The sequence below is a fragment of the Paraburkholderia strydomiana genome, from assembly GCF_046030495.1.
In the GTDB taxonomy this organism is placed as follows: domain Bacteria; phylum Pseudomonadota; class Gammaproteobacteria; order Burkholderiales; family Burkholderiaceae; genus Paraburkholderia; species Paraburkholderia strydomiana_A.
This window is the reverse complement of sequence record NZ_JAQQCJ010000006.1, coordinates 184,402-209,109: the sequence shown is the minus strand read 5'-3', so window position 1 is coordinate 209,109 and position 24,708 is coordinate 184,402. Positions and strand designations below refer to the sequence as shown.

At 63.2% G+C, this 24,708-nt stretch carries 22 protein-coding genes; 16 read left to right on the top strand and 6 right to left on the bottom strand.

The genetic code is table 11. The features are described from left to right. Window positions 1–283 precede the first annotated feature (283 nt). The 6 genes from PQQ53_RS10850 (at window position 284) to PQQ53_RS10825 (ending at window position 6,289) form a co-directional block, all read left to right on the top strand. Window positions 284–1,390, top strand: coding sequence for an ABC transporter ATP-binding protein (locus PQQ53_RS10850; protein WP_408142736.1), 1,107 nt, complete (start codon window positions 284–286; stop codon window positions 1,388–1,390). Then, window positions 1,377–2,465: an ABC transporter ATP-binding protein gene (locus tag PQQ53_RS10845; RefSeq protein WP_408324052.1), complete on the top strand. Its 1,089-nt coding sequence runs from the start codon at window positions 1,377–1,379 to the stop codon at window positions 2,463–2,465. The genes PQQ53_RS10850 and PQQ53_RS10845 overlap by 14 nt, the downstream gene beginning before the upstream one ends. Next, window positions 2,462–3,358 (top strand): carbohydrate ABC transporter permease, encoded by an 897-nt coding sequence (locus PQQ53_RS10840; RefSeq protein ID WP_408142732.1) that lies wholly within the window; start codon window positions 2,462–2,464, stop codon window positions 3,356–3,358. Before PQQ53_RS10845 ends, PQQ53_RS10840 begins: the two co-directional genes overlap by 4 nt. Further along, window positions 3,348–4,157 carry a carbohydrate ABC transporter permease gene (locus PQQ53_RS10835; RefSeq protein ID WP_168663913.1) on the top strand — a complete coding sequence of 270 codons (810 nt, stop codon included), beginning with the start codon at window positions 3,348–3,350 and terminating at the stop codon, window positions 4,155–4,157. The genes PQQ53_RS10840 and PQQ53_RS10835 overlap by 11 nt, the downstream gene beginning before the upstream one ends. Then, a complete protein-coding gene (locus PQQ53_RS10830) occupies window positions 4,157–4,438 on the top strand; it encodes a DUF2160 domain-containing protein (protein ID WP_408142730.1) in 282 nt (93 codons plus the stop codon). The genes PQQ53_RS10835 and PQQ53_RS10830 overlap by 1 nt, the downstream gene beginning before the upstream one ends. A gap of 108 nt (window positions 4,439–4,546) precedes the next feature. After that, a complete protein-coding gene (locus tag PQQ53_RS10825; protein WP_408142728.1) occupies window positions 4,547–6,289 on the top strand; it encodes an ABC transporter substrate-binding protein in 1,743 nt (580 codons plus the stop codon). A gap of 98 nt (window positions 6,290–6,387) precedes the next feature. On the opposite strand, the gene PQQ53_RS10820 is transcribed toward PQQ53_RS10825, so the two are convergent. Beyond that, window positions 6,388–7,476 (bottom strand): porin, encoded by a 1,089-nt coding sequence (locus tag PQQ53_RS10820; RefSeq protein ID WP_408324050.1) that lies wholly within the window; start codon window positions 7,474–7,476, stop codon window positions 6,388–6,390. A gap of 184 nt (window positions 7,477–7,660) precedes the next feature. Next, window positions 7,661–10,081 (bottom strand): membrane-bound PQQ-dependent dehydrogenase, glucose/quinate/shikimate family, encoded by a 2,421-nt coding sequence (locus PQQ53_RS10815; protein WP_408324048.1) that lies wholly within the window; start codon window positions 10,079–10,081, stop codon window positions 7,661–7,663. Between the two features lie 681 nt (window positions 10,082–10,762). Here PQQ53_RS10815 and yfcF point away from each other — a divergent pair. From yfcF to PQQ53_RS10795, 4 genes are all read left to right on the top strand, one after another. After that, window positions 10,763–11,395, top strand: a complete 633-nt coding sequence (gene yfcF, locus PQQ53_RS10810; RefSeq protein ID WP_408153134.1) for a glutathione transferase — start codon at window positions 10,763–10,765, stop codon at window positions 11,393–11,395. A gap of 175 nt (window positions 11,396–11,570) precedes the next feature. Then, entirely contained in the window at window positions 11,571–12,536 is a 966-nt protein-coding gene (gene ftrA / locus PQQ53_RS10805) for a transcriptional regulator FtrA (RefSeq protein ID WP_408324046.1), read from the top strand. Window positions 12,537–13,043: 507 nt separating this feature from the next. Then, a complete protein-coding gene (locus PQQ53_RS10800) occupies window positions 13,044–14,009 on the top strand; it encodes a tetratricopeptide repeat protein (RefSeq protein ID WP_408324044.1) in 966 nt (321 codons plus the stop codon). A 241-nt stretch (window positions 14,010–14,250) separates the two neighbouring features. Beyond that, window positions 14,251–15,465: a DUF2252 domain-containing protein gene (locus tag PQQ53_RS10795; RefSeq protein ID WP_408142717.1), complete on the top strand. Its 1,215-nt coding sequence runs from the start codon at window positions 14,251–14,253 to the stop codon at window positions 15,463–15,465. A 212-nt stretch (window positions 15,466–15,677) separates the two neighbouring features. Here PQQ53_RS10795 and PQQ53_RS10790 read toward each other — a convergent pair whose 3' ends face one another. Next, the gene (locus PQQ53_RS10790) at window positions 15,678–15,920 is read right to left on the bottom strand and encodes a hypothetical protein (RefSeq protein WP_408324042.1); all 243 of its coding nucleotides are present in this window, start codon (window positions 15,918–15,920) and stop codon (window positions 15,678–15,680) included. A 427-nt stretch (window positions 15,921–16,347) separates the two neighbouring features. Here PQQ53_RS10790 and PQQ53_RS10785 point away from each other — a divergent pair, with 427 nt between their 5' ends. Both PQQ53_RS10785 and PQQ53_RS10780 read left to right on the top strand, forming a co-directional pair. Beyond that, a complete protein-coding gene (locus PQQ53_RS10785; protein WP_408142715.1) occupies window positions 16,348–16,797 on the top strand; it encodes an ester cyclase in 450 nt (149 codons plus the stop codon). A 258-nt stretch (window positions 16,798–17,055) separates the two neighbouring features. After that, window positions 17,056–17,514 (top strand): hypothetical protein, encoded by a 459-nt coding sequence (locus tag PQQ53_RS10780; RefSeq protein WP_408142713.1) that lies wholly within the window; start codon window positions 17,056–17,058, stop codon window positions 17,512–17,514. Between the two features lie 210 nt (window positions 17,515–17,724). On the opposite strand, the gene PQQ53_RS10775 is transcribed toward PQQ53_RS10780, so the two are convergent. The 3 genes from PQQ53_RS10775 to PQQ53_RS10765 form a co-directional block, all read right to left on the bottom strand. After that, window positions 17,725–18,108, bottom strand: a complete 384-nt coding sequence (locus PQQ53_RS10775) for a hypothetical protein (protein WP_408142711.1) — start codon at window positions 18,106–18,108, stop codon at window positions 17,725–17,727. Window positions 18,109–18,265: 157 nt separating this feature from the next. After that, window positions 18,266–18,913 carry a glutathione S-transferase family protein gene (locus tag PQQ53_RS10770; RefSeq protein WP_408324041.1) on the bottom strand — a complete coding sequence of 216 codons (648 nt, stop codon included), beginning with the start codon at window positions 18,911–18,913 and terminating at the stop codon, window positions 18,266–18,268. A 198-nt stretch (window positions 18,914–19,111) separates the two neighbouring features. Beyond that, window positions 19,112–19,414 (bottom strand): VF_A0006 family four-cysteine protein, encoded by a 303-nt coding sequence (locus tag PQQ53_RS10765; protein WP_408142707.1) that lies wholly within the window; start codon window positions 19,412–19,414, stop codon window positions 19,112–19,114. A 679-nt stretch (window positions 19,415–20,093) separates the two neighbouring features. On the opposite strand from PQQ53_RS10765, the gene PQQ53_RS10760 reads away from it, so the two are divergent. The 4 genes from PQQ53_RS10760 (at window position 20,094) to PQQ53_RS10745 (ending at window position 24,701) form a co-directional block, all read left to right on the top strand. Continuing rightward, a complete protein-coding gene (locus tag PQQ53_RS10760; protein ID WP_408153127.1) occupies window positions 20,094–21,497 on the top strand; it encodes a GH1 family beta-glucosidase in 1,404 nt (467 codons plus the stop codon). Window positions 21,498–21,572: 75 nt separating this feature from the next. Next, window positions 21,573–22,811 (top strand): ABC transporter substrate-binding protein, encoded by a 1,239-nt coding sequence (locus PQQ53_RS10755; RefSeq protein WP_408324039.1) that lies wholly within the window; start codon window positions 21,573–21,575, stop codon window positions 22,809–22,811. A 10-nt stretch (window positions 22,812–22,821) separates the two neighbouring features. Further along, window positions 22,822–23,787 carry a carbohydrate ABC transporter permease gene (locus PQQ53_RS10750; RefSeq protein WP_408153126.1) on the top strand — a complete coding sequence of 322 codons (966 nt, stop codon included), beginning with the start codon at window positions 22,822–22,824 and terminating at the stop codon, window positions 23,785–23,787. Then, a complete protein-coding gene (locus PQQ53_RS10745) occupies window positions 23,787–24,701 on the top strand; it encodes a carbohydrate ABC transporter permease (protein WP_408324037.1) in 915 nt (304 codons plus the stop codon). Before PQQ53_RS10750 ends, PQQ53_RS10745 begins: the two co-directional genes overlap by 1 nt. Window positions 24,702–24,708 lie beyond the last annotated feature (7 nt).

Below are 24,708 nucleotides of genomic sequence, written 5' to 3'. Positions count from 1 at the left end.
AGACGCATACGGTAAGGAGGTGGGAGTGAAACTGTTTCACGATTGTATGGTTAACACCAATTTATCCGTAAACGAACAAAAAGGAACATCGATTCTGTTGTTTTAATTCCTTTCGGAAAAAATAGGGCCTGCCTGATGGTTCGCCCTGAAGCATAAGAACCACGGAAGATTCACCGAACGATCCCACGGCGCAAGCAATCCGTAACACCATCACGCACCACGCCTGCGCGCCGCGCCAGGCACCCGCAGCACCGGAGACGCACTTAGAACAAAGGAGAGCGATTTGGTCTTGGAACTGGAGCGGGTGACAGTCGTTTCGGGCGCCCAGACGCATCTGTACGGCGTCGATCTGCGGCTCGTGCCCGGCGCGATCAACGTGCTGCTCGGGCCGACGCAAGCCGGCAAGACCACCCTGATGCGCGTGATGGCCGGACTCGACCGCCCGGCGTCAGGGCGCGTGCTGGCCGACGGCCAGGATGTAACCGGCGTCAGCGTTAGACAGCGCAACCTCGCGATGGTGTACCAGCAGTTCATCAACTATCCGGCGATGACGGTGTTCGACAACATCGCGTCGCCGCTGCAACTGCAAAAGCTGCCCGCCGACGAAGTCAAACGGCGCGTGCATGAAGTCGCCGCCAAACTTCACATCGATCATCTGCTGCAACGCCGTCCCGGCGAACTGTCCGGCGGACAGCAGCAGCGTTGCGCGTTGGCGCGGGCGCTGGTCAAGCGTTCGTCGCTGGTGCTGCTCGACGAGCCGCTCGTGAATCTCGACTACAAGCTGCGCGAAGAACTACGCGTCGAACTGGCGACGCTCTTCGCCGACGGCAAGACCACGGTCGTCTACGCGACCACCGAGCCGCTCGAAGCGCTGCTGCTCGGCGGCTATACGGCGATCGTCGACAGGGGGCGCGTGCTGCAGCACGGCCCCACGCTCGACGTGTACAACGCGCCCGCCACCGTCGACGTCGCCGCTGTCTTCAACGATCCGCCGATGAACATGCTGGTGAGCGATCTGACCGCCGACGGCACCGCGCGCCTGCCGATCGGCATCGACGTGCCGCTCGAACGGGCCAGCATGCGCGCGGTGCGCGGCAACGACACGTTCCGCATCGGTATCCGCCCCGGCCATCTGCGGCTCGCGCCCCGCACCGAGCGCTCCGTCGCGGTGCCGTGCCGGCTCGAACTGGCCGAATTGAGCGGCTCCGAAACCTACCTGCATCTGCACACGCAACAAGGCGGTGTCGATCTGGTCGCGCAACTGCAAGGCGTGCATCAGATCGATCTCGGCACGCAGCTCGACGTGTACATCGACCCCGACGAACTGTTCGTGTTCGGCGCGGACACGAAGCTCCTGTCCGGCCCGGAGGCGGCTCATGGCGCGCATTGAGTTCCAGAATCTCGCGCACGCGTACGCCCCCAACCCCGCGACGCTCGACGACTACGCATTGCAGCCGATGAGCATGGTCTGGGAAGACGGCGGCGCGTATGCGTTGCTTGGGCCGTCCGGCTGCGGCAAGTCCACGCTGCTGAACATCGTATCGGGCCTCGTCAGGCCGTCGGAGGGCAGGGTGCTGTTCGACGGACGCGACATCACCGGCTTGAGCCCGCGCGAGCGCAACATCGCGCAGGTGTTCCAGTTCCCGGTGATCTACGACACGATGAGCGTGTTCGACAACCTCGCGTTCCCATTGCGCAACCGCAAGATGGCGGCGCGCGACGTCGGGCGGCGCGTGCATGAGGTGGCGGAGATTCTCGACATGACGCGGGAATTGCCGCGCAAGGCAAACAATCTGTCGGCGGATGCGAAGCAGAAAATTTCGCTGGGGCGCGGACTCGTACGCAAGGACGTCGCCGCGATCCTGTTCGACGAACCCTTGACGGTGATCGATCCGCATATGAAGTGGATATTGCGTCGTCAGTTGAAGAAGATCCATCAGCAACTGAAGCTGACGCTGATCTACGTGACGCACGATCAGGTCGAGGCGCTGACCTTCGCCGATGAAGTGATCGTGATGACGAACGGCCGCGTCGTGCAGAAGGGCGGCCCGGACGCGCTGTTTTTGCGGCCCGATCATGCGTTCGTCGGCTATTTCATCGGCAGTCCGGGGATGAATCTCTGCCCCGTCGATCTGGATGCCGACGGCATCAGGATCGGCACGCAGCACGTGCGGCTCGATGCGCACACGCTCGATACGCTGAAACACGCGAGCGGCACGCTGACGCTCGGGATTCGCCCGGAGTTCGTGCGCGTGGTGAACGACGGCGAGCCCGGCGCGGTGAAGGCGAACGTATTGCGCGTGCAGCAGCTCGGCAATTATCAGCTGGTCACCGCGCAATGCGACGGCCACATCTTCCGGGCCAAGCTCGAACCGCATCTGCGGGTGGGCGACGGGGCGGTCTGGTTGAAGCTCGCCGCGGCCCAAACCGTGTTCTTCAGCAACGACGAAAGGATCGTGCGATGAACAAGCCCGTCAACCAGAAGGCCTGGCTGCTGGTCATACCGGTGTTCATCTGCGTCGCTTTTTCCGCGATCCTGCCGCTGATGACGGTGGTCAACTATTCGGTGCAGGACATCATCAGCCCGACGCAGCATGTGTTCGTCGGCACCGAGTGGTTTCGCGCGATCATCAACGACGCCGATCTGCGCGGTGCGCTCGGGCGGCAGATCATCTTTTCCGCGTGCGTGCTGCTGTTCGAAATCCCGCTCGGCGTCGGCCTCGCGTTGGCGATGCCCGCGTCCGGCTGGCGCGCGTCGGCGTCGCTGGTCGTGCTTGCCATGCCGCTGCTGATTCCATGGAACGTGGTCGGCACGATCTGGCAGATTTTCGGGCGGCCGGATATCGGTCTGCTCGGTTACGTGCTCAATCGCGTGGGCATCGACTACAACTACACGGCGAGTCCCGCCGCCGCGTGGATCACGGTGCTCGTGATGGACATCTGGCACTGGACGCCGCTCGTCGCATTGCTCTGCTATGCGGGCTTGCGCGCGATTCCCGACGCGTTCTATCAGGCCGCCGAAATCGACGGCGCGAGCCGCTTCGCGGTGTTCCGCTACATCGAGCTGCCGAAGATGCGCGGCGTGCTGATGATCGCGGTGCTGCTGCGCTTCATGGACAGCTTCATGATCTACACCGAGCCGTTCGTGCTGACGGGCGGTGGGCCGGGCGACTCGACCACGTTCCTCTCGCAGTACCTGACGCAAAAAGCGGTCGGCCAGTTCGACCTCGGACCGGCGGCGGCGTTCTCGCTGATCTACTTCCTGATCATCCTGTTGCTGTGCTTCATTCTCTACAACTGGATGGAGCGCGTCGGCAAGGGCGGGCCGGCAACCGGGGGAGACGAATATGGGCAATAACCGCTGGATGCGCGTCGTCGTGCTGACGGTGTACATCCTGTTCGCACTGGTCCCGCTCTACTGGATGCTGTCGATCTCGCTGCGCACGAACGAAGAGACGATGTCGGCGTTCGCCGTCTGGCCGCATCACGTGACCTTCGACAACTACAAGGTCATCTTCACCGACCCGTCCTGGTACTGGGGCTACATCAACTCGATCATCTACGTGCTGATGAATACGGTGATGTCGGTGCTGGTCGCGCTGCCGGCGGCCTACGCGTTCTCGCGCTACCGCTTTCTCGGCGACAAGCACATGTTCTTCTGGCTGCTCACGAACCGCATGACGCCGCCCGCCGTGTTCCTGCTGCCGTTCTTCCAGCTCTATTCCAGCGTCGGTCTGATGGACACGTATATCGCGGTCGCGCTCGCGCACATGCTGTTCAACGTGCCGCTCGCGGTGTGGATTCTCGAAGGCTTCATGTCGGGCGTGCCGCGTGAAATCGACGAAACCGCGTACATCGACGGCTATACGTTTCCCGCTTTCTTCGTGAAGATCTTTCTGCCGCTGATCAAGTCGGGCGTCGGCGTAACGGCGTTTTTCTGCTTCATGTTCAGCTGGGTCGAACTGCTGCTCGCGCGCACGCTCACGACGGTCAACGCGAAGCCGATTGCCGCGGTGATGACGCGCACGGTGTCGGCGGCGGGGATGGATTGGGGCGTGCTGTCGGCGGCGGGCGTGCTGACCATCGTGCCGGGCGCGCTCGTCATCTACTTCGTGCGCAATTACATCGCGAAGGGCTTTGCGATGGGGAGAGTCTGATGCTCACGTGGATGTATTGGACCCCCGAGGTGGCGGTCTTTTTCGGCTGCATCGTGCTGATGCTGGCGGGCATGACCGTGTGGGAAATCCGCTCACCGACCATCGAACGAAAAGGATTCCTGCCGATTTCCACCACGCGTGGCGACCGGCTCTTCATCGGGCTGCTGATCGCCGCGTACATCAATCTCGCGTGGATCGGCATCAGCGCGGAGAACGCGAACGCGTGGCCGGGCTTTGTGGTGTCGATGCTCGTGCTGCTCACCGTCATGTGGAAGGGTTGAACGGCGTTGCGTTCCGAAGACTTGCGTATCTGGACAGACCGGTTCCGTTGATGCCCCGGGCGGACGCCGGCAGTTGATGCAAGGGGTGCTCAGAGACTGGAGACAGCCATGCAACAGAGGAGACGGATCGTCACGCTCGCCGTGGCAGGCGTCGTCGCGACAGGCTTTACTAGCCACGCGGCGATGGCCGGCACGCCGGAGGCGCAGAAGTGGGTGGACAGCGAGTTCCAGCCGAGCACGCTGTCGAAGCAGCAACAGATGGACGAGATGAAGTGGTTCATCGACACCGGGGCGAAGCTGAAGGCGGCGGGCGTCAAGGAGGTGCATGTGGTGTCCGAAACGCTCGACACGCACATGTATGAATCGAAAACGCTCGCCAAGGCATTCACCGAGATCACGGGCATTCCGGTCAAGCACGACATCATCCAGGAGGGCGACGTCGTCGAGAAGCTGCAGACCTCGATGCAATCCGGCCAGAGCATTTACGACGGCTGGATTTCGGACTCCGATCTGATCGGCACGCACTACCGCTATGGCGTGATTGTGCCGCTGTCCGACTATATGGCCGGCGAAGGCAAGCAGTACACGAACCCCGGGCTCGACGTGAAGGACTTCATCGGCACGAGTTTCACGACCGCGCCGGACAAGAAGCTCTATCAGCTGCCCGACCAGCAGTTCGCCAACCTCTACTGGTTCCGCGCCGACTGGTTCGCGCGCAAGGACCTGCAGGACAAGTTCAAGGCGAAGTACGGCTACGATCTCGGCGTGCCGGTGAACTGGTCCGCGTATGAGGACATCGCGGAGTTCTTCACCAACGACGTCAAGAATATCGACGGCGAGAAGGTCTACGGGCATATGGACTACGGCAAGAAAGACCCGTCGCTGGGATGGCGCTTCACCGACGCGTGGCTGTCGATGGCGGGCGAAGCCGACAAGGGCATCCCGAACGGTATGCCGGTCGACGAGTGGGGCATTCGCGTGACGCCCGACGGCTGCCACGCGGTCGGCGCGTCGGTCAGCCGCGGCGGCGGCACGAACAGTCCGGCGGCGGTCTTCGCGACCACCAAGTACATCGACTGGCTGAAGAAATACGCGCCGCCCGAAGCCTCGGGGATGACCTTCAACGAAGCGGGGCCGGTGCCGGCGCAAGGCCGCATCGCGCAGCAGATCTTCTGGTACAGCGCGTTCACCGCGTCGATGCTCAAGCCCGGCAACGTGACCAACTCCGACGGCACGCCGAAGTGGCGGATGGCGCCGTCGCCGCACGGTCCGTACTGGAAGGACGGCATGCAGAACGGCTATCAGGACGTCGGCTCGTGGACGTTCTTCAAGTCGACGCCGCCGAACCAGCGTGCGGCCGCATGGCTCTATGCGCAGTTCGTCACGTCGAAGACGGTCTCGCTGAAGAAGTCGATCGTCGGGCTGACGTTCATTCGCGATTCCGACATTCATAGCGAGTTCTTCACGAAGAACGCGGACAAGTACGGCGGCCTGATCGAGTTCTATCGCAGCCCGGCGCGCGTCGCGTGGACGCCGACCGGCAACAACGTGCCCGACTATCCGAAGATGGCGCAGCTCTGGTGGAAAAACGTCGCGACGGCCGTGGCCGGGGAAAAGACCCCGCAAGCCGCGATGGACAATCTGGCGAAGGAAATGGACCAGGTGCTGGGCCGCTTGCAGCGTGCGGGGATGAAGGTGTGCGCGCCGGAGTTGAATGCGGAAAGCGATCCGGGGAAATGGCTGTCGGATCAGCACGCACCGTGGAAGAAATTGGGCAACGAGAAGCCGAAGGGCGAGACGGTCAAGTACGACCAGTTGCTGACGGCCTGGAGGGAAGGGAAGGTGCGCTAGGGAATCGCTGCGCGATGGTATGAGAGGGTGTGGGCGGGTGGCCTGTGCAAGGCCGCCCGTTTTTTTCACGCGACGGGCACGCGTATTACGCGCGCCGCCTAGAAGCGGTTGATCATGCCGAACTGCACGCCTCGCACGCTGGCGCCGGGCCACGAGGGCGTGAGCCCGGTGACGTTCACGCCCTTGAGCGTGAATTCGGCGTCTCCGTGATTTCTCAGCCAGCCTGCGCTCGCATAGAGCAGCACGCGCTTCGAGAGATCGTATTCGCAGGCGGCGCTGAACTGGTCGGCATTGTTGTCGCCACCCGAGCGGTCACGCAGATACGTGTAGCCGAGCGAGGCGCGAAAGCGTCCGTTGATCGCGTAGCGCGCCGACACCGACGCGCCGTCGTTGTGATAGCGCGGCGTGCCGCCATCGCCGTTGAAGAACGACAGGAAGCCGGTGAGCGGCCCATACACGTACGAGACGCCGCCGAGATTGGCGCGCAACGCGCCGTCGCCGTGCGTCTGCTGGTGCGCATAGGAAATGCGGAAGGGACCGCTGCGCCACGCGAGCGTTTCGATGTGGCCCGCGAGGCCGTTGCCGTCGCCGTCGGCGGGGTCGCGCAGGGCGGCCATCAGCGTCGTCGAGAAGCCGTGGAATTCCGGCGACAGATATGTGATCGCGTTGCTCTCATACGGTGTGATCTTCGAGAGATTGTCGAGTCCCGAGGCGATCGTGCCGGCGCCGAATGCGTCGAGCTGTCCTTTGAACGGGATGTAGATCGGCGAATACTGACGGCCCACCCGCACGGTGCCATAGGGCGTGGACGCGCCGATCCATGCCTGGCGATTGAAGATCGTGTCGGCGACGGCGAGCGAGCCGTTGCCCGAGTTGAAGCCGTTCTCCAGGTCGAACAGGATTTTGACGCCGTTGCCGATGTCTTCCGCACCGCGCAGGCCGAAGCGCGAGCCACGATAGGCGCCGGAGTCCATGCGTGCAACGTAGCCCGCGCCGGGGTTGGTGATTTCGATGCTGGTGTCGAGCGCGCCGTAGAGCGTGACGGAGCTTTGGGCGTGCGCCGTCACAGCGTGCGCGGCGAACACGGCCAGCGCCGCCGAGGTACGCCGCGCCAGCCGGCCGAACACACGCGCCGACCCGCGTGAGGTGTCATGGCACTGAGGTAGCGCGAGGGGTGATTGTTTCATAAGGGAAAAGAGAATACCGCACGCTGTGCCCCACGGGGGGCACGAGAAGCGCGAATGAAAACGGCATGCCCGACGCGAAGCTGCGCCGGCGGCATGCCGTTGCGAGGGTGCGCACGCTGACGCCATTCAGAGCCACGCTGAAGCGCGGACGAATGTGCCGCGCTTCAGGTGCTCGTGTCGCGTGCTATTGCGGCAGCGCGTAGGCGATCACGTAATCGCCGCGATCCGGCGACTGACGTGCGCCGCCCGCCGAGATCACGATGTACTGGCGGCCGTTGAGCTCGTAACTCATCGGCGTGCCCTGGCTGCCGACCGGCAGGCGGGCTTTCCAGACTTCCTTGCCGGTCGAGCTGTCGAACGCGCGCAGGTAGTAGTCCTGGGTGGCCGCGAAGAACACGAGACCGCCGCCGGTGCTGAGCGAGCCGCCGATGGTCGGCATCCCGATCGGCGTCGGCATGTGCATCTGCACGCCCGCGAGGCGCGTGTCGCGCACCGTGCCGAGCGGCACTTGCCATGCGACGCTGCGCGTCTTCAGGTCGATGGCCGTCAGGCTGCCGAAAGGCGGCTTCTGGCAAGGAATGCCGAGCGGCGAGAAGAAGCGGTCCTTGGTGACCGAATACGGCGTGCCGCCGAGCGGCACCGCGCCCATGCCGGCGTTCACCGCTTCATTGCCGTTCGATTCGCCGCCGCGCCGCGCTTCCTTGACGAGACGCACCCACAGGCCGAGGCGCATGTCGTTCACGAAGATCATGTCCGCGTCCGGGTCGTACGACAGGCCGCCCCAGTTCATCCCGCCGAGCGAGCCGGGGAAGCTCAGCGACGTGTCGGTATCCGGCGCGGTGAACTTGCCGTCATAGCGCATGCCGTGGAAAATGATCCGGCACATCATCTGGTCGACCGGGGTCATCCCCCACATGTCTGAGCCCTTCAGTACTTCCGCGCCGATCTGCGGCATGCCGACCGACACCGGCTGGGTCTTCGAATAGGGCTCGCCCGGGATCGTCGCGGTTTTCACCGGCTGCTCGATCACTTTGGTGAGCGGCCTGCCGGTCAGACGGTCGAGCACGAACAGTTGGCCCATCTTCGTACCGACCACCAGCGCCGGCACCTTCTTGCCGTCGACCGGGAAGTCGATGAGCGTCGGCTGCATCGGCACGTCGTAGTCCCACAGATCGTGGTGGACGGTCTGGTAGTGCCACTTCTCGGCGCCCGTCGTCGCGTCGAGCGCGAGAATCGACGCACCGTAGGACTCGTCGAGTTGCGTGCGTTTCGCGCCCCACAGATCGATTGCCGCATTGCCCACCGGCATGTAGACGGTGTTCGAGGACGCGTCGTAGGACATCGGCGCCCACACGTTCGGCGTCGAACGCGTGAAGGTCTTGCCGGCCGCCGGCGCCTGCTTGTCCTGCGGATTGCCCGGGTCGAACGCCCACTTCATCTTGCCCGTGATCACGTCGAAGCCGCGGATCACGCCGCCTGGCATGTCGAGCGCCACGTTGTCGGCGACGCGTCCGCCGACCACGATGGTCGTGCCCGCGACGGTCGGCGGCGAGGTCAGTTCGTAGAGCGGGTCGGTCGCATCGCCGAGCCCGGCCTTCAGGTTGATCACGCCGTTCTCGCCGAAGTCCGCGCAGAGCTTGCCGGTGTCGGCGTCGAGCGCGACCAGCTTCGCGTCGATCGTATTCATGAAGATGCGGCGACGGCAGGCGGCCTGATCGGCCGGCAGCGCAACGGGCGTGATGGGCGTCGAACCGCTCACGCTTGGCTGCTGCACGGGCTTCGTCGTATCGAAGTACGCGAGGCCGCGGCAACGCACCCAGACGGTCGTCTTGCTCGGAAATTCATGGCGCCACTTTTCGTGACCGTTCGCGGCGTCGAGCGCGATCACCGTGTTGTGCGGCGAGCAAACGAACAGCGTGTCGCCGATCTGCAGCGGCGTTTCCTGGTCTTCCGCGCCGCCGCCAGTCGGGCTGAGCGGCACGTCGCCGGTGTGGTAGGTCCACGCGACCTGGAGGTTCTTCACGCTGTCGCGATTGATCTGCGGGAAGCCCACGAAACGGTCGCCGCCCGCCGAGTGGCCGTATGCGGACCAGTCGCCGGTGCCGGTATGGTTTCTCGCAAGGCCGGCGTCCGACTCGGTGCCGAAGGTGCCGTGCGGAATGAACATGCCGTACACGAACAGCGCGTTACACGCCAGCAGCACGAGGCCGACGGCCCACGCGGCGCCCCTGGCGGGGCTCTTGCCCTCAAGGCGGCGCAGGACCGGATAGACGGGCGCGAGCAGCATGGCGATCATCGAGAACATGAAGATGCGCGCTTGCAGCGGCCAGAAGTCGATGCCGCTTTCCCAGACGGCCCACAGCGCGGTCGCGACGAGGGCGATCATGAAGAGCACGTAGGCGTTCGAGCGGCGTCGCGCGAGCTGGATGCCTGTCGCGCCGATGGCGAGGCCCATCAGCAGGTAATACCAGGAGCCGCCGCGGGCGATGAGCATGCCCCCGCCGATCACGAAATAGAGGCCGAGCAGGAGGCCCAGCGCACCCACGACGGACAGACCGACGCGCGCCGCGGTCGATGGTGGGTTAGTTTGAGTTTGCCTGGACATTGTCTTCATAGGTACGCAAAATTGGGCCCATGCATACGGGCCGCCTGAAGCGGGCGGCGTGCATGTGCCGGGTCGTGAAGCCGGTGCGCGCTGGCTCCGGCAGTGGTGAATCGGCTCGGGTGAAAAGCCCGTCAGGGCTTTCGACGTGGTCTTACGCTGCGTCATCGCGCTGGTGGTGTTACTGCATGGCGCGCGCATGCCGGCACCGGCGCGAGGCGGGCGAGCGCCTTCGATTTCGCGGATTTCCCTGAGCGTATTGCGTTGGGCGCGAAGCAAAAGGCTAAGCGCAAAGGGCATCCGGAACGGTGCGCAGGCGTGCGGCGTTCGCGGCCACATGGCGTCTGACGAGGTTTTCGGCAGCGTAGTGCGTGCATTTAAAACTAACTAGTCCGTACATTTTAATACAAATGGCTGATTTGCGTTCGGCAGGTCGGCTCTTTCGAATTTTTTGAAGACATCCGTGAGGGCCTGATTTTGCTTTGACGGAAAAGCCTGGACGGATTTGAGGTAGTCCAATTCAAATGATAACGATCTAGTTAGCCCATTGTCTGGATGTCGTGTCGAACCGGTGAGAGTTTTTTCAAACTGGGTTTTCTCGTGCAGGTGCCCCCGTGATCGAACGCGGTCTGAGCCGGATATCATCGAGGTTCCTCACCAACGTAACCCGCCAGGGAGAGCATCTTGCAGGAAAGTCGTCTTCGTCTATACGCCGATGCCCAGTTCACGAGCCCTTACGCAATGTCGGTCTTTGTGACCCTTCACGAGAAGCGATTGCCGTTTGACCTGTCGAGCGTGGATCTCGGCAGTCAAGCGAACCATGAAGCGAGCTACGCGGCCCGTTCGTTGACACAGCGCGTACCGACGCTCGTGCATGGGGACTTCGCTTTGTCGGAGTCGTCGGCGATCACCGAGTATCTCGACGAAGCGTTTCCAGAAACGCTCGTCTACCCTCAGGACAGATTTCTTCGGGCAAGGGCGCGCCAGATGCAAGCCTGGCTTCGCAGCGATCTGATGCCGATCCGGCAGGAGCGTTCGACGGAGGTGGTGTTCTACGGTCAGGCAGGGGCGCCGCTCACCTTTGCGGCCGAAGCGGCGGCGCGAAAGTTGTTTTCTGCGGCCGAGGCGCTGCTCGCTGGAGATGCGCCCAATCTCTTCGGGAATTGGTGTATCGCCGATACGGACCTCGCGTTGATGCTGAATCGCCTCATCATGCATGGCGATCGGGTGCCGGCACGGTTAATGGATTACGCTGCGCGCCAATGGGAGAGGCCTTCCGTGCAGCGGTGGATCGAGCTGGACCGTCCGCCGCTTTGAATAGACGAGGCCTGGGCTGGATTTGGCCTTTGCCGATCCGGTCTGCCCCGGCCGTTTGGCTCAGAGCCATACCCTCCTGAGACGTGCTGTCTCGCGGGCCCAAAAAGCGCGAGTCGTCGCATCGCCTCGTCGTCTATTCGACTGGCGCAATTGCAATCTCCAGTAACATTGCGCCATGCACAATCACCTCGTCGTCGCACTGGCTTACGACCGGCTCTGCACCTTTGAATTCGGCTGCGTGACCGAACTGTTCGCGCTCGAACGTCCCGAGCTCGGCGTCGACTGGTATCGCTTCGCGGTGTGCGCGGTCGAAGCCGGTCCGATTCGCGCGGCGGGCGGCATCACGATCGCCGCGCCATACACGCTGAAGCTGCTGGAGCGCGCCGACACCATCGTCATTCCCGGCTGGCGCGACGCGGACGAAGTGCCGCCCGCACCGCTTCTGAAAAAGATTCGCGCCGCTTATGAGCGCGGCGCGCGGCTGTGTTCGATCTGTTCCGGTGTGTTCGTGCTGGCGGCCGCAGGCGTGCTCGACGGCAAGACGGTCACGACCCACTGGCGCTACGCCGAAAAATTGCAGCAGCGTTACCCGCAGTTGAACGTGCGACCCGACGCGCTCTATATCGACGAAGGCCGGATCATCACGTCGGCGGGATCGGCGGCGGGGCTCGACATGTTGTTGCACCTGGTGCGGCGCGATCATGGCGGCGCGGTGGCGAATCGGGTCGCGCAACGGCTCGTGGTGCCGCCGCATCGCGAGGGCGGGCAGGCGCAGTTCGTGCCGCGGCCGATGCCGCAGGACGAGAGCGGGCGGCTGGCGAAACTGATGGACTGGGTGCGCACGCATCCGGCCGAGCCGCACACGCTGGGCTCGCTCGCGGAACGCGCCGCGATGAGCCCGCGCACGCTGCAGCGGCAGTTTCGCGACGCGACCGGCATGGCGCTCTTCGAGTGGGTCGTGCGGGAACGGGTTGCGATTGCGCGCGAATTGCTCGAAGCGCAGGCTTCGTGGCCGATGGCGCGCGTCGCGCAAGTCGCGGGCTTCGGTTCTGAAGAATCGCTGCGGCGCCATTTTCGGCGCGTCGCGCTGACGAGTCCGGCGGCGTATCGCAAGAAGTTCGGCGCACAGGAGCGTGCCTGAAAAAGCGCGCTTGTGTCGTGTGCGATAGACGGCGGGTATTGGCGATCATTCTATAAACAAAGTAGTGTGCAGCCGCGCGTTCGCAAAAATGGCGCTCGATGCGCGTGGCCTGGCGGTAGCTTCTGGACGCGCCCGTTCCATCGCGCGTCGGCCGCGAACGCCAGCCCCCAACTCGCGGCAGCAACGCGAACCGGCGCTGCGCGGTGTGGCGCGTTGCCGATGTATCGACGTGGCGCGACGCGATGCGATCGCCATGCGCGCGACATAGAGCGTGGCGCGCTGCGGTTTTCCTGTCCGTCGCATGCGAGGCCGGCGACCGGCGGCGCCCGAACGGATTCGCGCAGGCGCCGATTTTCTGTCAGCATCACGGGCAGTGGCCGCGTCAGCGCGGGTGGTGTGAGTCGTGCATGTCACGGGCACAAGACATGTGTTCGAAGCGGCACATCGAAAAGAAACGCCGAAACACATGATCCCCGTCGTATTCTCCTGTTCATGAACGTCAGAACCATGTTCGCCGTGGCTATGCTTGCCGTTCTGGGCGCGAGTGCCGCGCTCATGCCGGCGTTCGCCGTGGCGCAAACGCAGACGCAAACGCAAACGCAGACGCAAACGCAAACGCAAACGCAAACGCAGCAGGCCGATTCGCGCGCCGAGTTGTATCGACGCAACCTGCTGGCAGGCAAGGACATCGCGTGCCGCACGAATGCTTCGTGCGCGGCGCTCGGCGTGGCCGCGCTCGAAGCGGGACGTATCAAGGACGCGCAGACGCTGGTTGCAATGGAAGCCTCGCTCGCCGAGGCCGCCGCGATGCGGGCCGCCGAGGAGAACTCGCCGAAGGCGACCAGTTCGGCGCGCTCGCGCGTAGCGATGGCGCTGGTCCATCAGGGCGACGTGCAACAGAAGCTCGGCGCGTTCCCCGACGCGCGCGCCTACTACCGGAGCGCGGTGAGCCGCGGCGACGACTACCCGAGCGACGCGCTGCTCGGCCGCGCGGTGGCCGCCGCGCGTCAGCGTCTGGAAGCGATTTCGAACAAAGCAGTGGTGACGGGCATACCGCCGCCCGGCGCGCGCTTTAGCCGCTATATGTTCTTTGGCGCGTGGAACAGCATCGACATGAAGCCGGTGAAAGGGCGACGCGGCGTCTACCGGATCGACGGCGATTTCGTCTATCCCACCGTGGGCCCGGACGGCGAGCCCAGCGCGAACATGGGCAGCATGTCGGCCTATGTGCGGTTCTTCGACGGCGTGGCGCGCGTGCCGATGACCGAGGCCGGCGGCAACGGGCCGATCGACGCCACCGCGAAGATCGGCACGCTCGCGCCGTACGAGCAGCGCGGCGACAAATGCCTGATCGAGTTCAGCCTTTCGGAGCCGGAAACGCTCGACGTGCATACGCGCGGCTCGCCGACGGCGTGCGGTTTCGGGTTCAACGTGAGTGCCGACGGGCGGTACTATCTGATGACGGGGCGCTAGCGCGGCTGTGCAGGTGGCGCTTATCATGCAATGGTCGTGCGAGCGGGGTGGCGGCGATGGCGGCCTGTCGGCAACATCGAGGCCGACGCCCGCGGCGAACACGACGTGGCCCATCCCACGCGGCCGCATGATTCGCTGCGCGAGCATCGAGCATGCGCTGAACCCGCACCGGGCGGCATGAAACCGTATGAAGCCGCTTCCCTGCCACCGAGCCGCATTGCGCTCAACGAACGGAACGCCCATGCCCGACATCGCGAAGATCATCGCCAGTTTCAACGCCGGGCGCGATCCCGAACGGCTCGCGATGAAATACAAAGCCATGCGCAGTTCGCCGTTCGTATTTTTGCGCGGCACCTGTCATCTGTTCTATGAACGTCTGCCGCGCGAGAAGGTGCTCGACGATGCGCCGCCGGTCTGGATTTGCGGCGACATGCATCTGGAAAATTTCGGCAGCTACAAGGCCGACAATCGCCTGATCTACTTCGACAACAACGATTTCGATGAAGCCTGTCTCGCGCCCGCGCTATACGAACTGGTGCGTCTGCTGACGAGCGTGCTGGTCGGCGCCGCCGACCTCAAGCTGAGCCGCGCGCAGGCGCTGGCGCTCTGCCACACGGCGGTGGACGCGTACGGCGCGGCGCTCGCGGTGGGCAAGTCGCGCTGGATCGAGGCGGAGACTGCGGTCGGCATGGTGCGCGATCTGTTCGATGCACTGGCAAGCCGCACGCGCGCGGCGCATCTGGAGCGGCGCACGGTGCTCAAGGGCAAGACACGCGTGCTGAAAGTGGACGGCAAGAAAGCGCTACCCGTGACCGACGAACAGCGCGCGGCCGTCACGCAATTCATGCAACGGTTCGCCGCGAGCGAGCCCAATCCCGACTTCTATCGCATCCTCGACGTGGCGCGGCGGATCGCCGGCACGGGCAGTCTCGGCGTGGACCGCTATGTGATTCTCGTCGAAGGCAAGGGGTCGCCGGATGGCAACTATCTGATCGATCTGAAAGAGGCGCTGCCTTCGTCGCTCACGCCGCATCTGCACACGCCGCAGCCGCAGTGGCAGACCGAGGCGCAGCGCGTCGTCGAAGTGCAGCGGCGCAATCAGGCGGTCTCGCAGGCGTTCCTGCATGCGGTCGATTTCAATCGGCGTTCGTATGTGCTGCGCAGCCTGCAGCCGTCGGAAGACCGGGTTGCGTTGAGCGACTGGAACGGCAAACTGCCGCGGCTCGAAGCGGTGATCAACAGCATGGCCGAGTTGAGCGCGTGGGCGCATCTGCGCAGCGGCGGGCGGCAGAAGTCGTCGATTGCCGACGAGCTGATTGTGTTCGGCAATCGTAAAGACTGGCAGTTGCCGCTGATCGATCTTGCGACGCAATGCGCGACGCAGGTTGGGGACGACTGGAAGGTATATTGCGAGGCTTTTGATCGGGGTGGGTTTGAAGCAGGAGGGAAGGGCTGAGGGGCCAGTGATGCGTTGGCATTCGGCACACCCCGTCGCCCATTCTTCCCGGGAGGACCGATGCGCGGAAAAGCGCAGCGAAACGATAGGCGGCAAAGTCGGCGCGGCCCGTCCGACTCCCCGCTTCTGTTGAACTGCGCCTGTACCCGGCATGTGACAGAGCCGGCGACTGGCTCTCGTCGGCCCTTCCAGGTCGTTCAGAAGTTCGCGTCTTACTGTCCGCTCTCACCCAGGCATGAAACGCTCGCCGTCGGCCCGTCGGCGCCGCACTCCTTCAGAGAAACGTTGCCAGCGTCGCCCGTGGGCTGAGAAAAACACTCTGTTTCGACAGGCTCGATAGCAGCGGTGAGACCGGTCGCCAGCCCGGCATGGTGTTCGAACAAGGCTTTGAGTTCGGGGCGCAGTCCATCGCCGCGTTGGGCTGCGAGTGCATGAAGCGAGAGAAAGGGCAACATTGTTTGACTCCAGTCAGTGAAGGACGGGCGCGCGCTGCGCGAAGGCCGGATTGGCGACCGGACGCCCGCGGGATATATGTGATTCGAGCACACCATTGCTCCCGGGCCGGCCTCGTCTACGGTGCGATCGCATGGACAAGATATGGCAGCGAATCGATGCCGGCACTCCGATTCTTGCTGTCTATTTGCCGTGAGTGCAGGGGACGCCGAACGCAAACCGCTATGCCGTCGTGTCGCCCTTGCTTGCGCGTGCGCGATGCGCTGCCGCCGAAGTGGCACGTCACCCTCGTCGCCATCGGCCGCGTGTTGGCTTATCGAGTATTCCAGCAAGAAACGGGGGGCGGCGGAATGCTTGCGCCGATAGTGTTCATGCAGAGGGAAGCGATTGCGTTTCCCTCTCTCACCCACTTTCAACGAGGAATTCACCATGTCCAGGGAAGATGACAACAAGGCCGTCGTGGGCCGCTGGTTCACTGATTTCTGGGGCAAGACATGCAACCTCGACATCGTCGATGAGCTTGCTGCTCCTGACATGCTGCTTCAATACTCGCTTCACGAACCGCGCCGTGGCCGCGAGGACATCAAGGCATTCATGACCGATTTCCGCGAAGCGTTCCCGGACCTCAATTTCTGGGGCGCCGCTGATCTCATCGCCGAGGGGGAATATGTGGTTGGCCGCTGGGAAGGTGGCGGCACACATACCGGTCCGGCATTCGGCGATTTCCTCGTGGGATCGTTACCGCCTGCGACCGGTCGGACAATGCGCTTTACCGGCACAACCGTGCTACGGCTCAAAGACGGCAAGATAGTCGAAGAAATCGGGTTGGACGATGGCTTGACCGCGATGCAACAACTGGGACTTGTCAACGCAGCGTGATCGAAGTCGCGGCGCTCGCGCAGTCTTCAGACAGGCGGAGCGCATGCAACCCAGCAGGCCGGCCGCACTCGAATGCAAGCTCGCTCACCACACGAACTCCGTTCGGCATCCAGGCGCAACACGATACCGATTTTCCACGACACGCCAATGCCACAGAAGGCCTGGGTGCGTGTAGATTAGGGGCTTGTAGTTTGCGACCCGCGAGTGTCTTCGAACCGGTCGCCATCGGAGTCAGTCCTGAATTGCACAGGAGCCGGCATGAACACGAAGCACAGCAAGAAGGGTCATCTCGAAGCCGCGGCGTCGCATCACGAGCAGGCGGCGCGACATCACCGCGAGGCGGCGCGTCATTTCGAGGACGGTCGAGACTTTGCCCACGCCGCACATCAGGCGATGATGGCCCACGGCCACACGCTGCATGCAATCGATCAGGCACACGACGCAGGCGCGCACAACGCCAATACACCGTCGATAACGCCTCCATCGAGCGGCGCGAGCGTCAGTGCCGCGGACGTGGCAAAACATCATGCGGCGGCCGTGGAGCTTCACACGCAGGCGGCGCAGCATATGCGCCACGCCGTCAAGCTCTTCGATCAGGATCGTAGCGCGGTCTCTCACGACGCACAGCTAGCGCTCTCCCTTGCATTGCGCGCCTTATCTCATGGCAACGAAGCGGCCAGGCTATTTGTCAAGCTTGCTGCGAGTGGCGCTTCGTGAGTTAAGGTTGATTCGATTCGCACCACTCACATTGTGTTTCGCAGAGGTGCGGAATTCGTTCATGCCGCTTCGTGGAGCGTACGGAAAGCTGAATCGTTTCTGCACGGCATGCGCACCGTACAGCACGACGTCGTCACGCGGATCCACGGTGATGGGCCGTAAAGATCCGCGCATTGATTCCTGCGGCGCAATGAAACGCGCCACGCGAGACTAGGCCTTTCGCTCCAGCAAGTCTGCTGCCCTGGACTTCGCATGCGCGACGGCCTCTTGCGCGTCGAGGAAGACACCGAGCTGCTCCCAGTGCTCTTCGGCCGCGAAAACGCCTTTCATACTGAGCGCCCTTTGAACGCGCAATTGCGCTGCGTACCTGCCGTCTTCCAATGGCCGGGCAGTCGCTATGACCTTATGCGGAAGGTCGGATCTTTCCGGCTGAACCAACTCGACAGGACCGCCAGGTATGCCGATATTTTTCAACTCGTTCCTGGCTTTGCAGTCCGGGCAGTAGAAGTACCACCTCTCGTCCTCGTGAGTGGATCTGACTTGCCCACGAGCCAGCACGGCACGACATTCAACGTTTTCGCAGATGAACGGCATAGCAGTTTCCGGAGTTGTTTGAAGAAATCCTAGCATGTCCATCGACGGCCAACCATTAGCATGTTGCCGTGCCTGAGACTAAGGAAAACCCTCAAGCGCGAGTCGTCGAGGTCGTGTTGTGCGGGCGCGGCGTCGCCATGACGGACGCCGCCGGGAGTCATCTCGCTTGCGCTCTTACCGGGGGCAGTTCAGGCGCGTCGAGCCCTGCGAATGGATCCCGCCACGCGGGGATTTCCATGAGCCGCGCATGCCAGGCTTCGACGCGCGAGAAATCGGCGAGCGGCAGGCCGGCGAGTTCGGCGAACGGCAACACACAGGCGACGCGAAAATCGGCGTAGGTGGGCTCGCCGCCGACAAGCCAATCCCTGTGCGCGAGATGCTGCTCCAGAATCGCGGCCGAGGACGTGAACTGGCTCAAGCCCTCCTCGACGACCTCGCGCCTCACCGGACCGAGGCCGTAACGCTGTTTGGTCACCCGTTCGAAATGAACCTGATCGCAGGCACGCACGAAATTCCAGTAGCCCCAGCTGATCCAGCGGATGAGGTCCGGCATGGCGTCGCCTGTCGGCCAGAAGTCGGACCTGGCGAGGCGCGAGAGCCGGCAAGCGATCGCGTCCGCTTCCCACAGTGTCGTTTCCCCCTCGACCAGAATGGGAAGGCCCTGGTTTGGATTGAGTTTGAGAAACTTCTCGCTCTCGTCCGGGGAGAAGGGGGACGCGAATTCGAACTCGACCGGTGAGTTCAGATAGCGCGCCACGGCAACGGCGAGGCGCGGGTTGTAGTTGCGGCTGAAATAGAGCTTCATGGGGCTTTTGTTCATGAGGGATCGGTTCGACCTCCTGCTTAGTTGAATGCCTGCTCGAAGACTATCGACGATTCTACCTGCGCCTATGCAACGGACCAGCGGCGCCCCGCACGGTCATTCGCCGTTCGCATCCCAATCGTGCGCGGCCAGCGCGCTCGTCGCGCGGATGGGTTGGCTTACTGAGTAACGAACTATGGCTTACATCTGATTCTGGCGCTGGCATGCCCGCAGGATCTGTTGAATCGCAAATTGGCCTCTCACACTCTGCAAATTCTGCAGGACACACACGTGATACGACCGTTCCCGAGGCAATAGCAGCGCGCCGTTTCTGTAAAGCGCTTCGCACGAGCGTCTGATCTCGTTTGCCGCTATGGTGCTTTGACTATCTCTCAGCGATTGCAGGATGCATTGATCGTAGTCTGGATTGCTGATGCCTTGCGCCAGGACCGGGAGCGGGGATGCGATTATGAGCAAGAAAAGCAGACGGGCGAGTTTGCGCATGGATTTTGGGCGAGACGCAGCGATTGAGACGGGAAATCGTATCACGTTGCCTCTTGATGCTTTTGATGTAATGGCCGGCTGAAACCCGCTCGAAACCGCGAATCAGGAACATGCAGGCAATATGAAAAAATGCGAAAAGAGACGCAGATACTGCCGTCTCACATCATTGCTTTCTGCAATGCGATTGAATCGGCAGTTCCCGAAATTCCTGCACTTGAAATGCTTTTACTCGAGACGACAATGCGGCCAGGTTTTTCGCGGTTCCGCGAGTAGTAAGAGCCATCAGCCTGAACCCAAAACCATACAGTCCGACGCGTTTCCAAATTCTGCGGCGATCTATCGATGGCGATTGCCCGTCCATCTGCAAGGAGCATGCCTCCGGTCGTCACTGAACGATGAAAAGAAGGGCGTTCAACCATCCCAACGCTCGGCGCTCCGAACCATCGGACCGTAAGCTATGCACAGCTTGCGCTGCCCGAGTTCAGACGCGAGTGAACACGCTTCAGAACCCCATGAACCCAGACGCCGGCCCCGCTCCAGACAAACCCTGATTGCTGCGGTGAATCCGCCGCTGCTATTGTTCGCTGGTCAGTGTGGAAGCGCTTCCACCCAAGCATTTACATGGGTCGAACGACGGCTCCGCCACACCCGGTTCAACGACCTCAGCGCAGGAGAATCCATGGCAAACGACCCATCCGCAGTACTGGATCCGATCTCCCCCCATTCGCTCGCCGATCCTTTCACGCCGCCCGCGGATTCGTCGCTGTGGCGCAAGAACTTCCTGCTCGGCGCGGCCACCGCGTCGTATCAGATCGAAGGCGCGATCCATGAAGACGGCCGCCTGCCGTCGATCTGGGACACCTTCTCGGCGACGCCCGGCAAGGTGCTGGCCGGCGACACGGGCGCCGTGGCCTGCGATCACTACCATCGCTGGGAAGCGGACGTGGATCTGCTGGCGGGGCTCGGTCTCGAAGCCTATCGGCTATCGATCGCATGGCCGCGCGTGATGGACGCGGCGGGCGCGCCGAACCGCAAGGGCATCGACTTCTACAGGCGCCTGCTCGCGCGTCTGAAAGAGAAGGGCATCTCGACCTTCGTCACGCTGTATCACTGGGACTTGCCGCAGCATCTGGAAGATCGCGGCGGCTGGCTCAATCGCGACACCGCGTACCGTTTCGCCGACTACGCCGACCTGATGAGCCGTGAACTGGCCGGCTCGGTCGATGCATGGGGAACGCTCAACGAGCCGTGGTGCTCCGCGTATCTCGGCTACGGCAACGGCCATCATGCGCCGGGCCTTGCCAACGGCCGCTTCGCGACGCAGGCGATGCATCATCTGCTGCTCGCGCACGGTCTCGCCGTGCCGGTGCTGCGGGCCAACGATCCGCGCTCGCAAAAGGGCATCGTCGCCAACATCGGCCGCGGCACGGCCAATAGCGACAGCGCGGCCGACCAGCGCGCCGCGCATCTGTTCGAAGTCCAGCACAACGCGTGGATTCTCGACCCGCTGCTCAAGGGCGAATATCCACAAGACCTGTTCGAATTGTGGCCGGGCACGGAGCCGCTCGTGCTCGACGGCGACATGAAAACGATTTCCGCGCCGCTCGATTTCCTCGGCATCAACTATTATTTCCGCACGAACGTCGCGAGCGACGGCGCGCACGGTTTCAGGGAAGTGCCGCTCGAAGGCGTCGAGCGCACGCAGATGGGCTGGGAAGTGCATCCCGACGGCTTGCGCGACCTGCTGACCGGTTTCAAGGGGACTTACGCCAACCTGCCGCCCATCTACATCACCGAAAACGGCATGGCCTCGGACGATCAGGTGATCGACGGCAAGGTGGACGACAGCCAGCGCATCTCGTTTCTGAAGCGCCATCTCGCCGCGGTCGACGAGGCGATCAAGGCCGGTGTCGAGATTCGCGGCTATTTCCTCTGGTCGCTGATGGACAACTTCGAGTGGGCGTTCGGCTACGAGCGGCGCTTCGGCATCGTGCATGTCGATTACGCGACGCAGAAGCGCACGCTCAAACGCAGCGCGGAGCTGGTCGCGAAGTTTTTGAAGGAGCGGGGAGCGAGGACGTAACGATTGACGGAGCAGCAGGTAGAGCTGGTTGGCATGTCGACTTGAAACACGGGCGCAAAGCCTGGAGGAGACGGAATGAACAGCAAAAAAATGGTCTTGCGAGGCGTGGTTGCGGCACTGGCGTTGTATGGCGTCGTCGCGCAGGCGGAGCCTCTGAAGGCCAACGTGATTCACTGGTGGACCTCGGGCGGCGAATCGGCCGCGATTCGCCAGTTTGCCGATGCGTACAACAAGGCAGGCGGTCAGTGGGTCGACAATGCGGTCGCGGGCGCCGATCAGGCGCGCTCCACCGCGATTAACCGGATCGTCGGCGGCGATCCACCCACGGCTGCGCAATTCAATACGTCGAAGCAGTTTCACGACCTGATCGATCAGGGCCTGCTGAACAACATCGACGAGGTCGCCGCGAAAGAGAACTGGAGCACCATGCTCCCGCCGTCGATCGTCGACAGCATCAGGATAAAGGGCCATTACTACGCGGCGCCGGTCGACATCCACATGCTGGCCTGGTTCTTCTATTCGAAGCCGGTGTTCCAGAAGGCCGGCATCACCGCCGAGCCGCAGACCTACGACGAGTTCATCGCCGATCTCGGCAAGCTGAAGGCCGCGGGCGTGATTCCGCTCGCGCTCGGCGGCCAGCCGTGGCAGGAGAAGATTACGTTCGACGCGGTGCTCGCCGAAGTGGGCGGCACCGATCTGTATATGAAGGTGTACCGCGACCGCGATATGAAGGCGGTGAATTCGGACGCCTTCAAGAAGGTGCTCGCGTCGTTCAAGCGTCTGCACGATTTTGTCGATCCGGGTTCGCCAGGCCGCAACTGGAACGACGCAACCGCGCTGGTGATTACCGGCAAAGCGGGCGTGCAGATCATGGGCGACTGGGCCAAGGGCGAGTTCTCGGCGGCCAATCAGAGCGCGGGCAAGGACTTCGGCTGCTTCCCCGGCTTCGGTCCGCATTCGCCGTATCTGGTGACGGGCGACGTGTTCGTGTTCCCGAAGACCGACAACCCTTCGACGATCAAGGCGCAGAATCTGCTCGCCACGGTGATGACCTCGCCGTCCGCGCAGGTCGCGTTCAGCGCGAAGAAGGGCTCGATTCCGATTCGTCCCGACGTGGACGCCAGCAGTCTCGACATCTGCGCGAAGGAGGGCATCGCGATCATGAAGGACAAGTCGCGCCAGTTGCCGAATGCGGAAATGCTGATCTCGCCCGACACGCAGGGTGCGCTGATCGACGTCGTCACCAACTTCTGGAACAAGAACCAGTCGATCGACGACGCGCAGAAAGCGTTTGCCAGCGCGTTGAAGAGCTAGGCGGGCGGCGATGCACGCGCTCAAGCTGCCGGCCAACGGCTCCGGGTCCGGCGAGCCGCCCCGCAACGGGCCTCGCCGGAAGCCGCGTCACAAGCCGCTGAAGAAGCGGTTTTCCATCGCGGCGTGGCTCGCGCTGCTGCCGATGATCCTGACCGTCGTGTTCGCGTATCTCGGCACGATGGTCTGGACCGCGCGCGTGTCGCTCAGCAATTCGCGCACGTTTCCTTCCGACACGTTCGTGGGCTTCACGCAATACGTGCGGCTTTTTCATAACGACCGCTGGCTGCAGTCGCTGCAGAACATCGTGATCTACGGCGCGTGCTTCATCGTCGCGTGCATGGTGATCGGTCTGCTGCTGGCGATCTTCATCGATCAGCGCGTGGTGGCGGAAGGCGCGCTGCGCACGGTGTTTCTGTATCCGTATGCGATGTCGTTCGTCGCGACCGGGCTCGTGTGGCAATGGATCCTCAATCCGGAGTTGGGCGCGCAGGCCGTGCTGCACAAGCTCGGCTTCGCGCACGCGCGCTTCGACTGGATCGTCGATCAGGATTGGGTGATCTACACGATCGTCATCGCGACGGTGTGGCAGGCCTCGGGTCTGGTGATGGCGCTGCTGCTCGCGGGCTTGCGCGGCATCGACGACGAATTGTGGAAAGCCGCGCGCATCGACGGCATTCCGCGCTGGCGCGTGTATGCGAGCATCGTCGTGCCGATGCTCGGGCCGTCGATCTCCACCGCCTTCGTGCTGCTGTTCGTGATGGTCGTGAAGCTCTACGATGCGGTGGTCGCGATGACGCAAGGCGGCCCCGGCACCGCGAGCGAAGTGCCGGCCAAGTTCATCATGGATTATCTGTTCGGGCGTGCCAATATCGGTCTCGCGTCGGCGGCTTCGATCGTCTTGCTGGCGACGGTGCTCGCGATTCTCGCGCCGTTCTTCTATGCCCGCAGCCGCGCGGCGCTGCGCAAGGAGGTTTGATGAACACGCTCAGTTCGCCGCTGAAAAGCGGCACGCCGAGCCGGGCGCACAAACGGCGGCGCACGGCATTCACGCCCGCGCGTCTCGGCGTCTACGCGTTCCTGCTGAGCGCGGCGCTGTTCTTTTTGCTGCCGCTCTACGTGATGCTTGTCACCTCGGTCAAGCCGATGAGCGAGATCCGGCTCGGCAATCTGCTGGCATTTCCCGCGCATTTCACGCTCGACGCATGGAGCGCCGCGTGGCAGTCCGCGTGTACCGGGCTCGATTGCAACGGCATCCGGGTCGGCTTCTGGAACTCGGTGCGCATCGTCGTGCCGAGCACAGTGCTGTCGATCGCGGTCGGCGCGCTGAACGGCTACGCGCTGTCGTTCTGGCGCCCGCGCGGCGCGGGCCTGCTGTTCGGCGTGCTGCTGATGGGCGCGTTCATTCCGGTGCAGGTGATGGTCTATCCGCTCGTGCGCGTGCTGGCGAGCGTGCATCTGTTCAGCTCGCTGCCGGGCATCGTCGTGATTCACACGATCTTCGGCATGCCGGTGATGACGCTGCTGTTCCGCAACTACTACGTGTCGATTCCGCAGGAGCTGTTCAAGGCGGCGCGCGTCGACGGCGGCGGCTTCTGGCGCATCTTCGTGCAGCTGATGCTGCCGATGTCGACGCCGATCATCGTGGTCGCGGTCATCATGCAGGTGACGGGCATCTGGAACGACTTCATTCTCGGCCTCGTGTTCGCGGGCACCAAAAACCTGCCGATGACGGTGCAGTTGAACAACATCATCAATACGACGACCGGCGAGCGCCTCTATAACGTCAACATGGCGGCGACCATTCTGACGTCGATGGTGCCGCTCGCGGTCTACTTCATTTCGGGTCGCTGGTTCGTGCGCGGCATTGCGTCGGGCGCGGTCAAGGGATAGGGCAAGG

Bases quoted from the DNA above. Each gene is read 5' to 3' on its own strand.
- PQQ53_RS10845 (WP_408324052.1), top strand. From the start codon at position 1,377: ATGGCGCGCATTGAGTTCCAGAATCTCGCGCACGCGTACGCCCCCAAC.
- PQQ53_RS10840 (WP_408142732.1), top strand. From the start codon at position 2,462: ATGAACAAGCCCGTCAACCAGAAGGCCTGGCTGCTGGTCATACCGGTG.
- PQQ53_RS10835 (WP_168663913.1), top strand. From the start codon at position 3,348: ATGGGCAATAACCGCTGGATGCGCGTCGTCGTGCTGACGGTGTACATC.
- PQQ53_RS10830 (WP_408142730.1), top strand. From the start codon at position 4,157: ATGCTCACGTGGATGTATTGGACCCCCGAGGTGGCGGTCTTTTTCGGC.
- PQQ53_RS10825 (WP_408142728.1), top strand. From the start codon at position 4,547: ATGCAACAGAGGAGACGGATCGTCACGCTCGCCGTGGCAGGCGTCGTC.
- PQQ53_RS10820 (WP_408324050.1), bottom strand. From the start codon at position 7,476: ATGAAACAATCACCCCTCGCGCTACCTCAGTGCCATGACACCTCACGC.
- PQQ53_RS10815 (WP_408324048.1), bottom strand. From the start codon at position 10,081: ATGTCCAGGCAAACTCAAACTAACCCACCATCGACCGCGGCGCGCGTC.
- ftrA (WP_408324046.1), top strand. From the start codon at position 11,571: ATGCACAATCACCTCGTCGTCGCACTGGCTTACGACCGGCTCTGCACC.
- PQQ53_RS10800 (WP_408324044.1), top strand. From the start codon at position 13,044: ATGTTCGCCGTGGCTATGCTTGCCGTTCTGGGCGCGAGTGCCGCGCTC.
- PQQ53_RS10795 (WP_408142717.1), top strand. From the start codon at position 14,251: ATGCCCGACATCGCGAAGATCATCGCCAGTTTCAACGCCGGGCGCGAT.
- PQQ53_RS10790 (WP_408324042.1), bottom strand. From the start codon at position 15,920: ATGTTGCCCTTTCTCTCGCTTCATGCACTCGCAGCCCAACGCGGCGAT.
- PQQ53_RS10785 (WP_408142715.1), top strand. From the start codon at position 16,348: ATGTCCAGGGAAGATGACAACAAGGCCGTCGTGGGCCGCTGGTTCACT.
- PQQ53_RS10780 (WP_408142713.1), top strand. From the start codon at position 17,056: ATGAACACGAAGCACAGCAAGAAGGGTCATCTCGAAGCCGCGGCGTCG.
- PQQ53_RS10775 (WP_408142711.1), bottom strand. From the start codon at position 18,108: ATGCCGTTCATCTGCGAAAACGTTGAATGTCGTGCCGTGCTGGCTCGT.
- PQQ53_RS10770 (WP_408324041.1), bottom strand. From the start codon at position 18,913: ATGAAGCTCTATTTCAGCCGCAACTACAACCCGCGCCTCGCCGTTGCC.
- PQQ53_RS10765 (WP_408142707.1), bottom strand. From the start codon at position 19,414: ATGCGCAAACTCGCCCGTCTGCTTTTCTTGCTCATAATCGCATCCCCG.
- PQQ53_RS10760 (WP_408153127.1), top strand. From the start codon at position 20,094: ATGGCAAACGACCCATCCGCAGTACTGGATCCGATCTCCCCCCATTCG.
- PQQ53_RS10755 (WP_408324039.1), top strand. From the start codon at position 21,573: ATGAACAGCAAAAAAATGGTCTTGCGAGGCGTGGTTGCGGCACTGGCG.
- PQQ53_RS10750 (WP_408153126.1), top strand. From the start codon at position 22,822: ATGCACGCGCTCAAGCTGCCGGCCAACGGCTCCGGGTCCGGCGAGCCG.
- PQQ53_RS10745 (WP_408324037.1), top strand. From the start codon at position 23,787: ATGAACACGCTCAGTTCGCCGCTGAAAAGCGGCACGCCGAGCCGGGCG.